Annotated in this window: 13 protein-coding genes; 5 read left to right on the top strand and 8 right to left on the bottom strand. The window is 49.5% G+C overall.

The window, feature by feature from the left end:
* The 3 genes from ACP158_RS13380 to ACP158_RS13390 all read left to right on the top strand — a co-directional run bounded on the left by ACP158_RS13380 (position 1) and on the right by ACP158_RS13390 (position 1,923).
* Positions 1–216: a hypothetical protein gene (locus ACP158_RS13380; RefSeq protein WP_424946607.1), complete on the top strand. Its 216-nt coding sequence runs from the start codon at positions 1–3 to the stop codon at positions 214–216.
* 205 nt (positions 217–421) lie between these two features.
* Positions 422–1,417, top strand: coding sequence for a S1 family peptidase (locus ACP158_RS13385; RefSeq protein WP_424946608.1), 996 nt, complete (start codon positions 422–424; stop codon positions 1,415–1,417).
* Positions 1,418–1,800: 383 nt separating this feature from the next.
* Positions 1,801–1,923, top strand: a complete 123-nt coding sequence (locus ACP158_RS13390; RefSeq protein WP_424946609.1) for a hypothetical protein — start codon at positions 1,801–1,803, stop codon at positions 1,921–1,923.
* 202 nt (positions 1,924–2,125) lie between these two features.
* Here ACP158_RS13390 and tsaB read toward each other — a convergent pair whose 3' ends face one another.
* From tsaB to erpA, 8 genes are all read right to left on the bottom strand, one after another.
* Positions 2,126–2,857, bottom strand: coding sequence for a tRNA (adenosine(37)-N6)-threonylcarbamoyltransferase complex dimerization subunit type 1 TsaB (gene tsaB / locus ACP158_RS13395; protein WP_424946610.1), 732 nt, complete (start codon positions 2,855–2,857; stop codon positions 2,126–2,128).
* 35 nt (positions 2,858–2,892) lie between these two features.
* Positions 2,893–4,809 carry an ATP-dependent DNA helicase gene (locus tag ACP158_RS13400; protein WP_424946611.1) on the bottom strand — a complete coding sequence of 639 codons (1,917 nt, stop codon included), beginning with the start codon at positions 4,807–4,809 and terminating at the stop codon, positions 2,893–2,895.
* Positions 4,810–5,060: 251 nt separating this feature from the next.
* Positions 5,061–6,611, bottom strand: a complete 1,551-nt coding sequence (locus tag ACP158_RS13405; protein ID WP_424946612.1) for an SAM-dependent methyltransferase — start codon at positions 6,609–6,611, stop codon at positions 5,061–5,063.
* 3 nt (positions 6,612–6,614) lie between these two features.
* Positions 6,615–7,268 carry a restriction endonuclease gene (locus tag ACP158_RS13410; RefSeq protein ID WP_424946613.1) on the bottom strand — a complete coding sequence of 218 codons (654 nt, stop codon included), beginning with the start codon at positions 7,266–7,268 and terminating at the stop codon, positions 6,615–6,617.
* Between the two features lie 116 nt (positions 7,269–7,384).
* Entirely contained in the window at positions 7,385–8,512 is a 1,128-nt protein-coding gene (gene dnaJ, locus ACP158_RS13415; protein ID WP_424946614.1) for a molecular chaperone DnaJ, read from the bottom strand.
* A 138-nt stretch (positions 8,513–8,650) separates the two neighbouring features.
* Complete coding sequence (gene dnaK, locus ACP158_RS13420) at positions 8,651–10,609, bottom strand: molecular chaperone DnaK (RefSeq protein ID WP_424946615.1); 1,959 nt, start codon at positions 10,607–10,609, stop codon at positions 8,651–8,653.
* An 84-nt stretch (positions 10,610–10,693) separates the two neighbouring features.
* Complete coding sequence (gene grpE, locus ACP158_RS13425; RefSeq protein ID WP_424946616.1) at positions 10,694–11,410, bottom strand: nucleotide exchange factor GrpE; 717 nt, start codon at positions 11,408–11,410, stop codon at positions 10,694–10,696.
* A 167-nt stretch (positions 11,411–11,577) separates the two neighbouring features.
* Positions 11,578–11,982 (bottom strand): iron-sulfur cluster insertion protein ErpA, encoded by a 405-nt coding sequence (gene erpA, locus ACP158_RS13430; protein ID WP_424946617.1) that lies wholly within the window; start codon positions 11,980–11,982, stop codon positions 11,578–11,580.
* Between the two features lie 91 nt (positions 11,983–12,073).
* Between erpA and ACP158_RS13435 the strand changes: the two genes are divergently transcribed.
* Both ACP158_RS13435 and ACP158_RS13440 read left to right on the top strand, forming a co-directional pair.
* Positions 12,074–13,342, top strand: coding sequence for an aminotransferase class V-fold PLP-dependent enzyme (locus tag ACP158_RS13435; protein ID WP_424946618.1), 1,269 nt, complete (start codon positions 12,074–12,076; stop codon positions 13,340–13,342).
* 27 nt (positions 13,343–13,369) lie between these two features.
* Positions 13,370–13,873, top strand: a complete 504-nt coding sequence (locus ACP158_RS13440; protein WP_424946619.1) for a DUF6314 family protein — start codon at positions 13,370–13,372, stop codon at positions 13,871–13,873.
* The last annotated feature ends 233 nt before the right edge of the window (positions 13,874–14,106 follow it).

A 14,106-nucleotide genomic window follows, 5' to 3' on the forward strand; every position in this document is an offset into this window, starting at 1 on the left:
TTGAACCACGCTGGTTCGATAAGGCGGCAAGAAGTCCTTGGCGTTCCCGCTGGCCGCGCGGCTGCGGGCTTTCAAGGCAGTAAGCTCGGCGACCGGGCCGGCCGCCTGGAGCGCATCCATATTGCAAAGCTTGGCGTGGCCCTGGAACCGGTGCCGTTGGGCTTGACCGGTCCAGCCATCAAACGCCGCCAGCCGGAATGCGCCCGACCGCGTTGAGGCTCAGGGCCGGCCCTAATCCTTGGCGGTCACAGGATTTGAGGCGCTTCGCTGTTAATCCGCATTGGGCGGTCGCCTGTGATTCAAGTGAATCATGTGCCTGAGCCTATACAACGTCCGCATAATGCCCGTATTTTTCAATCGTAGGGCAATGCAATAAATTGCTCGCCGTTTTCCATAAACCACAACCCAACCAACCCTAAACATGGCATACTGCGCCGTTGCATGCCGTTGCCTGAACTTGCGCCTGAACTTGCGCCTGAACGCGGGCGACGCCGCGCAAAAAACCGCGTCACGAAACACGAAAACCATGTTTGCCAAAGCCTATAGTATCGCCAGCTGTTTCACCTTGCCGGTGGTGATTTCCAGCCGCTCGGACCAGGGCGAGTGCAAGAGCACGATCGGGGCTTGCGTGGTGGTCAATCGCGATGGTTGGATTCTGACTTCGGCGCACTTAATCAAGGAGATTCAGCGACAGCAGGACAGCAGCATGAAACACAGCGCTTATGGCGACGAGGTTCGCAAACTGGAGCAGGACACCGTGGCCGACAAACGTTATCGCAAATCCAAGGTGCGCACTTTCCAGCGGCCGTCCAAGGATTCGGTGCGCAATCATTCCGTGTGGTGGGGGCGCGACGGCGCGCAGTTGCGCGACTTGAGCGTGCTGCCGGGCGCCGATTTGGCGCTGGGCCGATTGCAGCCGTTTGACCCGGACTCGGTCGCGCATTATCCGGCGTTCAAGAATCCGGCCACGGACTACGCGCCCGGACGAAGTTTGTGCCGGCTCGGCTTCCCGTTCCACGAGATCAAGCCGACGTTCGACCAGCAAAAGAACGCCTTCGTGCTGCCGCAGGGCGCGGTGCCGCTACCGCTGTTTCCGTTGGAGGGCATCTTCACCCGGGTCGTGATCGCGCCGATGCCGGGGGCGGATGAGCGCACGCCGGGCAAGTTCATCGAGACCTCCTCGCCCGGGCTGATGGGGCAGAGCGGCGGCCCGATTGTGGATGCGCAAGGCGTGGTGTGGGCGTTGCAGTCGCACACCCGCCACTATCCGCTGGGCTTCAGCCCGCCAGTCCCGGGCCAGGGCAAAAGCACAGATAAGAAGGAACACCAGTTTTTGAATGTCGGGCTCGGCGTCCACGCCGAGTCGATACTGCAGTTCTTGACCAGCCGCAAAGTCGCGCATCAAAGCGCGGATTGATGCGTTCCGGGCGCAGCGCGTTTGGTCTGCATGCGCGCTATGGTCGTTGATTCCGGGCGGCGATCGCGATTCAGCGCGTGCAAACTGAAAACAGACTACAAACGCAGAAAGCTTATCCAGCCTTTATCTTGGCTCAATATCTATGTGACAAAAGTGTTCGGGCTCAGACACATAAGAGTCTGTAACCTGGCCCGGCTGGTGCGCTTAAAGCAGGTCAGTCCGGCGGCGTCGGAAGCGGGACTTTAGTCCCGCCATTTGCAATGGGCTTGGCGAGGCTGAAGCCTCACTTCCGGCACTCATGCCCATCTCGGAAGTGGGACTTGAGTCCCGCCATTTGCAATGGCTTGGCGAGGCTGAAGCCTCACTTCCGAGGGTCGTTGAAGGTGACCGCGATCAACCAGGAACTGGTCCATTACCAGTGGACCTATAATCATTGCCGACCACACGATAGTTTGGATTTAATGACGCCGATGGCGTATTATCGGCAACCTACCTTGGCGACCTGATTTTGTCTCATATGTGGTGAACCCGGACAGGTGTTGCAGCAAGTTGGGCAGTCGGCCAGTGGTTGGTTCACGGCGGCCACGCAGCGGCTCTTCATAGAGGACTGGAATTCATAGCGGTGTCTTCAATGCCGCGCACGCCTGTTCAAGCAGACAGTCCGGAAAACGGTTGGTCCGACCCCCGCGGGGGCTCAGACTAAACCGCTCATGCCCGCTTGCCGGTAACGCCTCGACCGACAATAGCCGACCGCTTTGGTGACCCAACGATGTCATTTCTGACATAAGTTGCCTGCAGTTGCATGGGCGCCACCGCCGACTCCAGGCCCGATTGCTGCGCGACTTTGGCTACATATTTTGCTTGCGGGTAGCGCGCCGACAAGCGGTTTATTTCGCTGTGTCCAATGCCCGCAATAATGGCATCGCCATAAACATCCCAACCGCTGCCTAAGCCGCAGGCGGATTTGTTCACCGTAAATGGAATCGAGCCCGGATCAACCACCACCGGGCGATGCCGTTGAATCGGCTTAGAACTTTCAGTGACTTCATAGATCCCGCAATAAACCTGATTCATGCGCGCATCAATGGCCGGCAACACCACGCCGCTATCAATCGATGCGGCCAACACGGCCAACGAACAAACGCCAATAACCGGCAAGTCCGCGCCATAAGCCAACCCCTGGGCCACACCCAAACTGATTCTGACGCCGGTGAACGACCCCGGCCCGGTGTTCACCGCAATGGCATCCAAATTGCCCAGGCTGAAGCTTGATTTTTGCAGCAATTCATCCACCATTTGCAATACCGATCTTGAATGTGCGGCGGACTGCCCGGTGGACGGCATAGTGGACTTGAGCGCATATTTCTGAATAATTTCCTGACCGATTAATAGAGCCACGGAACAAGCTTCGGTCGCGGTGTCTATGGCAAGTATTTTCATGGATTGTATTCAGCCAATGTTGTCGATCTGAGGCATCAACATGCCGCAAAAAATCGTTGCACATCATACAGGCTTTGGGTTATCGGCATCGGCGGCAGGCTTTTCAAAAACAGACTGCCATAGGCTTTCGTGGTCATCCTCTGATCACAAATGACCAGTATTCCGCGGTCGGTCTCGGAGCGAATCAACCGCCCGGCTCCCTGTTTCAGCGCGATCACCGCATTGGGAATTTGAATATCCATAAACGGATTGCCGCCCTGCTCCTCGCTATGCTGCAACTTGCTCTTCAATACCGGATCTGAAGGCGGGGCGAACGGCAGTTTATCGATGATGACGCAGCTCAGCGCCTCGCCTTTGACATCAACCCCCTCCCAGAAACTTGAGGTGCCCAACAAAACCGCATTTTCAGACTGCAGGAATTGTTCCAGCAGTTGTTGTTTTGCCGCCCGTCCCTGCACCAGCAATGGCCATTTGCAATTGCTATGCAGCAACTGATAAACATTTTCCATCATGGCGTGACTGGTGAACAAGCAAAATGCCCGTCCGTTGCTGGCCTCAGTCACATCCCGTATGGCAGCCGCCAATGCCGATGCGAAATTTGATTCCCTGGGGTCGGGCAGTTCCGCGGGCAGGTACATCATCGCGTTTTGTTGAAAATCATACGGGCTTTCCCAGCGCCGAGTTTCCGCATTCTGCAAACCAATCTCGCTGCAAAACGCGGTAAAATCATCCTCCACCGCCAAAGTCGCGGAGGTGAAAATCCACGCCACACCAGGGTTGCCAGCGTTTTCAATAAATTTTGAAAAATGAATGCCGACATTAAGCGGCGTTACATTCATTCTGAACCAGGATTTTTCAACCGCCAGCCAGCACACGGAATTTTGGTCACGATCTTCCCGCCAACGATCCAGTTGACTTTGAATGTGCAAGCAACGATTTTGGCAACGCGACAAGCCCTCACCGGCCGGCGCGGCAAGGGTCAAGGCATCTTGCAGGTGGTCCAGCCTTGTCGCTAAGGATTCAAGCAATTCATCGAATTTGGCGTTTTTTAAATCGGCCAGGATTGCCGCGGAATTTTTAAGCCGCTTGCAATATCCCTGAATTTTATCGATTTGATTTTCCAGAGCAGGAATACAAACGCTAAAATCCACTGCGCTTTTTTCCTCTTTTTTTGCCGCCAATACATCTTTGGTCAACTCCTTTAATTGAAAACTGGACAATGAAAACCCGAAAAACTGCGACGCAATATCGGGGACGCTGTGCGCCTCATCAAAAATCACCGCCTCATGGTCGGGCAACAACTCGCCAAATCCCTCGGTTTTAAGGGTCAAATCAGAAAAGAACAGATGATGATTCACCACCACGATGTCGGCCTTCATGGCGCGCTGCCGCGCCTGATTGACAAAGCAGTTTCTGTAGTCCGGGCATTTCCCGCCGAGGCAGTTATCCGTTGTCGACGTGACCTGTTTCCATATTGGAGAAGCCTCATTCACATCGGAAACTTCTGCAATATCGCCGGATTTCGTCCGCGCCGCCCATTTATCGATCACATCGTATTCAAGTTGATTTGCCTGGTCCACCAAATCGCTTTGCTGACTGTTCAATTTGAGGCGATAGCGGCACAAATAATTGGCCCGCCCTTTCAGCATTTGCGCGCTGACAGTTTCATCAAGCACGCTGAGCACCACCGGAAGATCACGCTTGAAAATCTGCTCCTGCAAATGTTTGGTGCCGGTCGAAATAATCGTGCGTTTTCCACTGAGCACCACGGCAACAAGGTAGGCATAGGTCTTGCCGGTGCCGGTGCCGGACTCGACCACCAGCCGGCCGGAAAAAGCCAGCGCATCCTCAACCGCCTGGGCCATCTCTTGCTGCGCCAATCTTGGCGTGAAGTCTCCGATCTGCTGGTGAAACAACCCGCCGGCTGCCAACACGTTGTAACTTTCAGACATTAAAAGCTTAACCGTCTATTTTTTACACCTAATACATGTTTATTCTTGAGGAAACAGCACGAGTTTGAATTTAAGTACATGCTTTCGTTAAACCTATACTCGGTGTCCTAATATAAGAATATTCTGCAAGAGGGTAACTTTTCTTTTAGCACGATGGTTTCTCCTTTTGTACGCAACGTTTCGCATCATCAGCTAAATAAAGGTGCAGAGCGAAGCGGTGTAGCTTTATTTTGTCCAAGTGCATGCGTTTGTTAGCTGCTCACCCGAACTTGATAATTTGATTTTTTCTCTGCTATCCCCAATTCTAATTGACCAGTAGCAGTATATGATTGTACTTCAATCCATTGTTTATATTGCTTAAATTCACCCAGCTCTGTAGCTACTGCTTTTAATGACAGTCTTCTTAGAATTTCTACGGTAATGGGACGTTTTTCATCCCAAAATATCATTGATTCCAGAAATTCCAGTGAAGGACCTGAGGTAATTAGACGGAAAATAAATCGTGCTTCTGCCTCTGTATCAAAAGACAAGAAATTAACAGTGTCATCAAATGCTACAGTTTTTCCATCAAGCGGTCCAACAAGATTAAATTTTAATTTTTTATAGAATCCTGAAATTGCAATTTTCCAATCCTTAAATGTGTATGGGCCAATACCGAATACGGAAAACTCTGGTTTATTCCTGTAAATTGAACTTTTTCTTTTATCTAAATACTCTCTATGACTTAATAGATATTTCCATGTATTTTGGGCGATTCTCTTTATGGATAATGTTTCCTCACCTACCGTTTTCTGAGTTATTAATACTACCTTCCTGTAAGAAGTAATTCGCCCATTTCCCACATCAGAACTTTTTAAGAGAGGATATAGATAATTATTTTCAAGCACAAAGGTTTCATTTAGTCCATTCTTAAATCCTCCCTTGGCAGGTTCCAATTCCATGACTTTTGAGCAATCGTGTTTGATACCAGATCGCCAAATATAATGCGGATCTTGTCCCTTTAAATGTCTCCATTTCTTATAAACTTTAACATTACTAACGATGCATCCATCTCTTTCTCCAATAATACGAGAAAGCTTAGTTGAGTCTAATGATTCGTAAACCTCACAATCGACATTTCCAGCATCTGTCGTAAGAATAAAAAGACACGCCTCAACTGATGCATCAAAATATGCTTTAGCATCAATTAGATAAATATGCCCAAAAAAACGATGCTCTCCACCCTGCCTAACTTGTCTCATTACTTTACGTGCAACAGCATACTTACATAGGAAAGCAATTGCTCCGTCGCAATTTGAAAGCCAATTAACATGCTGTAGCAGCATCCATTCTGAAATATCAAAATTTCCTGAACCAGTAATAGCTTCAATCCCTTTACGGTTTTGAAAATTCGATTTTTCAGGGAGGTTTTTACTATTGAGAATGCTCAGTTCACTGCTTGTAACCCAAGGGGGATTTCCGATTATGAGAATATACCCGCTCAACTCAGAAAGTATTTTTTTCCAATCAGTATCAAAAAAATCGGCCTGTTTGATTGAAACATGATTAGTAGAGGAAATAGCATTTAATGATGAAGTAGCTTCATCAACATACTCTTTATTTATTTCATAACCAAATATATGAGAATGCCCAAATCCTTCGTTAGCCGCACAAACAAACGCTCCTTTTCCACAAGTGGGCTCAATAACAATTTCAGGTTTAATGTTGTGGTTTCGTTTTAGTACTTCAACTACTTTGTCAGCGAGATTAATTGGCGTTTGAAAATCACCATACTGCCTCTTACCTATAGATTTCCTAGCCATTATTCATCGAACCTTCAATATACCAGATATAGTTCCAGCTTCTTGAATAACCCTGCTATATTGAAGTCTCCATTGAAGCGCATTTGAAATTGTTAAGTAGCCTTGTGCTGGTGGAGATTCTAAGACTCTATCTGCAAGTTGGTTTGCTCCGATTTCATCTATAGGTAGGTTTCTCTCGCTAATAAAGGCAATAATATCATCCTTGTTCCCGTCTCTTTCTAAGATATCTAGTATTCCCTTTGTGATTTGAAAATCAGCTGTACGCTCTTTTTCTACAAATATTGCATGTTGCATGTTTAAACGACCGGTTTTATTTTCGTGATTATCAGACTTTTCATAGACGAATATAAGCAGATGGTATCCCAAACCGAAAACCTTCTGAGAGGCAGACTTGAACGGACAGGATGATTGCGGTTGTTTAATGCTGGTTGTTTTTATATCAACCTCTAGTCCAGGAAGATCAATTCCAGATGCAGAATTACCTTGCTCATAATCGTATATGTCAGCAAGGTGGGTCGTGAATTTATGCTCAAGGTATGTACCCACTGCTTTCCCATCAGTTACACCATAGAGGGTAGGCTCCTCACAAGAGGATTCGTTCTCTGCAAATCTTGATGCTTCTTCTTGTAACTTATCTATTGTCAATTTTGGTTTCATCTTTCTTTCTGTTTATGTGTTTTGCAGATAAGTTCACCTATGCGCCGCTGAAACCCTAAGCAAAAACCAGAAATTCAGTTTTCCAGGTAATTTAATCAGCGCGGGCAGATTCAATTTCAAGGCACCAGCGCATCAAAGAAAGACTTTATCTTACCGGTCCATGAACTGCTGCGCGGAGAATGTCGATCTCCGCCCACGGCCAGGCTTTTTTCAAAATCCTGCAATAGCTTTTTCTGCTCCTTGGTTAAATTCACCGGGGTTTCCGCAACCACTTTGCAATCCAAATATCCTTGATTGCCACTGCGCACATTACGCACCCCTTTGCCGCGCAACCGGAAAACTCGCTCTGACTGGCTTTCAGCCGGAATTTTCAACTTCGTGCGACCGGATAATGTGGGTATTTCCAACTCGCCGCCCAATGCCAATTTGACGTAGCTAACCGGCACCTCGCAATACAAATTATCCCCATCCCGTTCAAATATAGCGTGCTTTTTCATCCTGACCTGGACATACAAATCCCCGGGCGATGCGCCTTGACCGGCGCTTTCGCCTTCCCCGGACAACCGCACTTGATCGCCGTCATCCACACCCGCGGGAATTTTCACGGACAGGGTTTTTTCCTGCTTGACCACCCCTTGCCCACGACACGTTGCGCATGGGTCGGAAATTACCTTGCCGCGCCCCTGGCAATGCGGACAAGTCTGTTGCGTCGAGAAAAATCCCTGTTGCATTCTTACCTGGCCCTGTCCATGACAGGTATCGCATGTTTTAGCTTGCGCGCCCGGTCGCGAGCCGGAACCATCGCAAGTCGCGCAATTTACCCTCTTCGGAACACGAATTTGTTTTTCTACGCCCATCACCGCTTCTTCCAAGGTCAGGTTCAACCGGTAGCGCAAATCTGAGCCACGATTTCTGCGCCGACCAGCGGCCGCGCCGCCACCGAAGATATCCCCGAATATGTCCCCGAATATGTCCCCAAAACCACTCGCTGCAGCAGCGCCGCCCATGCCACTGGCGGAATCAATCCCGGCATGGCCAAACTGGTCGTAGGCCGCGCGTTTCTGCGCATCCCCCAAAACAGCGTACGCTTCCTTGGCTTCCTTGAACTTGGCTTCTGACTCCGCGCTATTTTGATTACGATCCGGATGATGCTTCATCGCCAGGCGGCGATAGGCCTTTTTCAGGTCTTGGTCGCTGACATCCCGGCTCACGCCCAGAACTTCGTAATAATCTCTTTTTGACATAGTTGTCGTTGAATGCGCGATGCGTCTATACCAAGTTGTGACATAAAGTTGCGACAAGCAAAAGCGGGGTCATGGCCCCGCTTTTGCATGCTTATTTATTTTCGCTTATTTATTTATGGGCATTGATGCATAATGTATTCAGGATTTTTTGTCCTCATCATCGACTTCTTCAAATTCGGCATCGACGACGTCATCTCTCTTGGCATCATCGGCGGAGTCATCGGCTTGGTCGCCATCATGATCACCGCCGCCGGATTGATCGCCAGATTGATCACTTTGAGCCTGGGCATACATCTGCTCCGCTAATTTGTGGGATACCTGGGTCAATGCTTCGGTTTTAGCGGTCAGGGTTGCCAGGTCATCCTCTTTTAGCGCTTGTTCAAGCGCTGAAATTGCAGACTCGATGCTTTCTTTTTCCGCAGCCTCAACTTTATCGCCCAGTTCATCCAGAGATTTCCTGACACCGTGTATCCGGGCTTCGCCCTGATTGCGCGCATCAACCAACGCTCTGGTTTTTTTGTCTTCATCAGCATGCTCTTCAGCATCCCGAACCATTTCATTAATTTCGTCGTCGGACAATCCAGAGCTCGATTTAATGACAATTTTGTTTTCCTTGCCGGTGACCTTGTCTTTCGCCGACACATTCAGAATGCCGTTGGAATCGATATCAAACGAGACTTCGATTTGGGGAATGCCGCGCGCCGCCGCCGGAATCTCGGTCAGGTCGAATCGGCCGAGCGACTTGTTGCCGCTCGCCATTTCACGCTCGCCCTGCAGCACATGCACGGTTACCGCGTTCTGGTTGTCGTCCGCAGTCGAAAATATCTGGCTGGCGTTGGTTGGGATGGTGGTGTTTTTCTCGACCAACTTGGTCATCACGCCGCCCAGCGTTTCTATTCCTAACGACAACGGCGTAACGTCCAGCAACAACACATCCTTGACATCGCCGCCCAGCACGCCGCCTTGAATCGCGGCACCCACTGCCACCGCTTCATCGGGGTTCACATCCCGGCGCGCTTCCTTGCCGAAAAAGTTTTCAACAACTTCATGGACTTTGGGCATCCGCGTTTGCCCGCCGACCAGTATGACATCATCGATTTCAGAGGCTTTTATGCCCGCGTCCTGCAAAGCGATTTTGCAAGGTCCCAGAGTGCGCTGCAATAAATCATCGACCAGGGATTCCAGTTTGGCACGGGTTAATTTCATATTCAAATGCTTCGGGCCGCTGGCGTCCGCGGTGATATACGGCAGGTTGACTTCGGTTTGAGAGCTGGAAGACAATTCGATTTTCGCTTTTTCCGCGCCTTCCTTAAGCCGTTGCATCGCCAGCGGATCGCCGCGCAAATCCATGCCCTGATCCTTCTTGAACTCGTCAGCGAGGTAATCGATCAGGCGGCGGTCGAAATCCTCGCCGCCGAGGAAAGTATCGCCATTGGTCGACAGTACCTCGAATTGATGCTCGCCTTCGATTTCCGCAATCTCGATAACCGAAATATCGAAAGTGCCGCCGCCTAAATCATAGACCACGATTTTCCGATCTCCCCTGGACTTGTCCATGCCATAAGCCAGGGCTGCGGCGGTGGGCTCGTTGATAATGCGCTTGACTTCCAAGCCGGCGATTTTTCCCGCATCCTTGGTCGCCTGACGCTGAGAGTCATTGAAATACGCGGGCACGGTGATCACCGCTTCGGTCACTTTTTCCCCCAGATAGTCCTCAGCCGTCTGCTTCATCTTCTGCAGTATTCGCGCTGAGATCTCTGGTGAAGCCATTTGTTTGCCGCCAGCCTCTACCCAGGCATCGCCATTTTTGGCTTTAATGATTTTATACGGCATTAAGTCCATATCGCGCTGCACCACGTCTTCATCGAACTGACGTCCGATTAAACGCTTAACCGCGAAAATCGTATTTTCCGGGTTAGTGACGGATTGACGTTTGGCCGATTGTCCAACCAATACCTCTCCGTCTTTCGTGAACGCGACGATGGATGGCGTGGTGCGATCACCTTCACTGTTTTCGATAACCTTGGGCGTGCTGCCTTCCACCACGGCAACGCAGGAATTGGTAGTGCCAAGATCAATACCTATAATTTTTGACATTTTTTAGGCTCCTCTATAAACCTGGGTCTTGTAATAACTGACTTTGATATAAGGGTTAACGATTGAATAACAAGTGATTTTTCACTATTTTTCGGGGCTTTTAGCAATCACAACCATGGCTGGACGCAATAACCTGTCTTTCAAGGAAAAACCCTTTTGGATCACGTTCACAATATGTTCAGGCGCGACCGCGTCGCTCGCAATCACGCTAATCGCCTGATGCACTTCGGGATTAAACTTCACCCCAGTCTCTGCCGCCACCGCGATAACGCCAAACTTTTCCATTACCTGGTCAAACTGCTTCAGGGTCAATGCCAGCCCTTGTTTCATATTCTGTTTCATGTTCTGTTTCATATTAATGGCGGCTTCTGCGTTTGGCTGGTCCATCTCCACCCTGGTCGCCTGATCCAGACTATCAACAACACTGAGTAATTCCTGAGCGAATCCTTCGATGGCGTATTTGCGCGCCGATATTATTTCATTCTGGCTGCGCCGACGAATATTTTCCATTTCGGCTTTAGCCCGAATATAATCCTCTTTCAATTCATTAATCTGGTTGTGCGCGGCCACCAATTTTTCAATCAAGTCCGCGTGCGCATCGTGACTAGAAACATCACCGGGCGCGTCATTATTTTCATCCTCACCTTCTTTATCACGGGTTTTATCATCACGGGTTTTATCGCTGGCTTTGCGCGCAGTTGATTCATCCGCGGCTTGCGCCGGCGAGCTGGAATCTTCGGGGGTATGCTCGAGGGAATCCTGCTCGAGTGGGTGGTGGGATTTTGCGGACTTTCGACTCATGTTGATGATTTGGCTGATGATTTGGCTGATGATTTGGCTGAAAAATAGTACTGGACGGCTATCGCGAAATATGGGGATGGAGTTCAAAAGCGCAAGGCTAACCGCGCATGACACGCGGCCATGCATCCGCGAAGCCGGAGCACTCCGCGACTAAAAAAGCCTTTCGCTTAAATCGAAAACGAAGAACCACAGCCACAAGTGGCCGTGGCATTAGGATTGTTTACCAGAAATCGGCTACCCATCAGGTCATCCTTGTAATCAATTTCCGCGCCACTCAGGTACTGCAAGCTGAGCATATCGATTAACACTTTGATGCCGTCGCGTTCTACGGTTATGTCATCTTCCTCCTGTTTTTCGTCAAACTGAAAACCGTACTGAAAACCGGAACAACCGCCACCCTGGATATAGACGCGAAGCATCAAGTCTGGATTGTCTTTGGTGACCAGCAACTCGGTGATTCTGCTCACTGCGTCGCTGGAGATTTTTAGATCGGCTTGTATCGGCATGGCTGGTATAGGCTTGGCTTGTATAGACTTGGCTTGTATAGACTTGGCTTGTATAGGCGTGGGCATAAATTGTCAGGCGCTGCAAATAATATCATGCAGATGTATCTTGCCTGGTATATGTGGTATATGAGGGAATTTTACCAGAAATAAAGACTTAATGAAACTAGACCTCGAATTCGTCAGAAAACAATTCAACCAGTTACATGATAACCCGGAATTTGTTTTTTGTTCAAACGCAGGCGGCAGCTATGTGGCTAATCCAGTCAATGGCTTGATGAACCACTACAATGCCCATACCAGAGTGCAGCCTTACCAGCGTTATGCGTCATCAAACCAGGCCGGGGAAGCCATGGAGCGGGCGATTAAGGGTTGGGCCGAGGTGCTTAATATCTCAGCCGACGAATTAACCATAGGGCCCTCTACCTCGATGAATACCTACGTTATGGCCCAGGCGATAGGCGCTGATCTGGGGGCGGCAGACGAAATTGTTGTCACCAATCAAGACCACGAAGCCAACCGCGGGGTGTGGCGCAGAAAGGCGGAAGAAAAAGGCGCGAAAATTTGTGAATGGAAAGTCGACCTTGAACACGGATTGCTTGATTTGGAACAACTCGATTCTCTGGTCAATGAAAAAACCAAGTGGGTGTTTTTCGCGCATTGCTCCAATGTCGTCGGCACCTCTAATCCTGTCAGCGAAATCACCCAGCGAGTCAAACAAAATTCCAATGCAAAAGTATTCGTCGATGCGGTCGCTCAGGCCCCGCACCATATATGCGACTTGAAAGGGTTAGGGGTGGATGGTTATGCGTTTAGTTTGTATAAGGTGTATGGACCCCATCAAAGTTTGATGTACATAAATCGGGAGATTGTTTCCAGTCTAACGCCGCAATGTCACTACTTTAACACCGGCCACGACAGCAAATTATTCAACCCGGCCGGGCCGCAGCACGCTCAGGTTGCAAGCTGCGCCGGCGTGCTGGACTATTTCGACGCGCTGCATCGACACCATTTTAACGACACCCCCCACGCACCACAAAAAATGACGCCACAACGAATGGCGCCACAACGAATGACGCAATTACATTCGTTGATATCCGCTCACGAAACCGAATTGGCAGCGCCTATTCTGGATTTTCTAGGTAATAACGACAAAGTGCGCCTGATAGGCAAAAACCATACCCGCGATAATGACCGAGTGCCGACCATCGCTTTTCAACCTCTGAAACAAAGCGCGCTGGCAGTTTCCACAAAAATACAGGATATGGGAATCGGCTGCGAAAGCGGGCACTTTTACGCTCATCGCTTACTCACCGATCTGGGTATCGATGCCGATGATGGTGTGGTACGTGTTTCTCTGGTGCATTACAACAGCATTGAAGAAGTAGAAAAAATATTGATGGCGCTGGACCGCGCAATAAACCACTGATCAATATCAAAGCGTTAAATATAGAAAGTGGAGCGCAGTCGCCCCGATTCAGGAATTGCTTCAAGGATTACCTCAGGAATCACTCCGGGGATCGCTCTTTGGAATACCCTGAAAAATATTTCCGAAGTTCACTTTACTGCTAAATCCAGCAAAGGCGAAGCCGGTTGGAATGGCAGGGGTAAGGGTGAGGTAGTGGCAGTGCCAGACGATAAAACTATCATTTTTTCAGAAACCGGAAAATGCACCACCCGCGCCGGCGCCGAACTGGCGTTTTCAAATCGGTATCGATGGCGGTTAAATGAAGAGCAAAATTCGATACAGCTGGAACATCTTCGATATGGCGCGGATAATCCGGTGCAATTGATTGAACTCGTAGCCACAGGAAAGCGGCAATGGAATACGGTAACGCCACATATCTGTAATCAAGATAGCTACACGTTGGCACTTACCCACGCCGATAAAAAAGTGCGGATGGTTTGGAAGGTCGTTGGGCCCCGTAAAAATGAATGTATCAGATACCATTACCGCTAACACCGATAATTGGAAGCTCCCTGGATATTGGCCGTTCACTGTTCAATAAATCTTTCAGTTTAGATGATGAATTACTGCTTATAGTTGGGCTCTTCTCGATCGAGAATTTCCCTTATTTCACGCAGGTGCGCATTGGCTGACTCTTTTTCAAAATCTTTCCATTGGTGCGCAGTCTTTTGAGCAACTCGCTCGCTAACAATGCGTAAAGGTATTCCTGTCATCAGCGCTGTTAT

This window comes from Candidatus Spongiihabitans sp., from assembly GCF_965247905.1.
In the GTDB taxonomy this organism is placed as follows: domain Bacteria; phylum Pseudomonadota; class Gammaproteobacteria; order Arenicellales; family Poriferihabitantaceae; genus Spongiihabitans.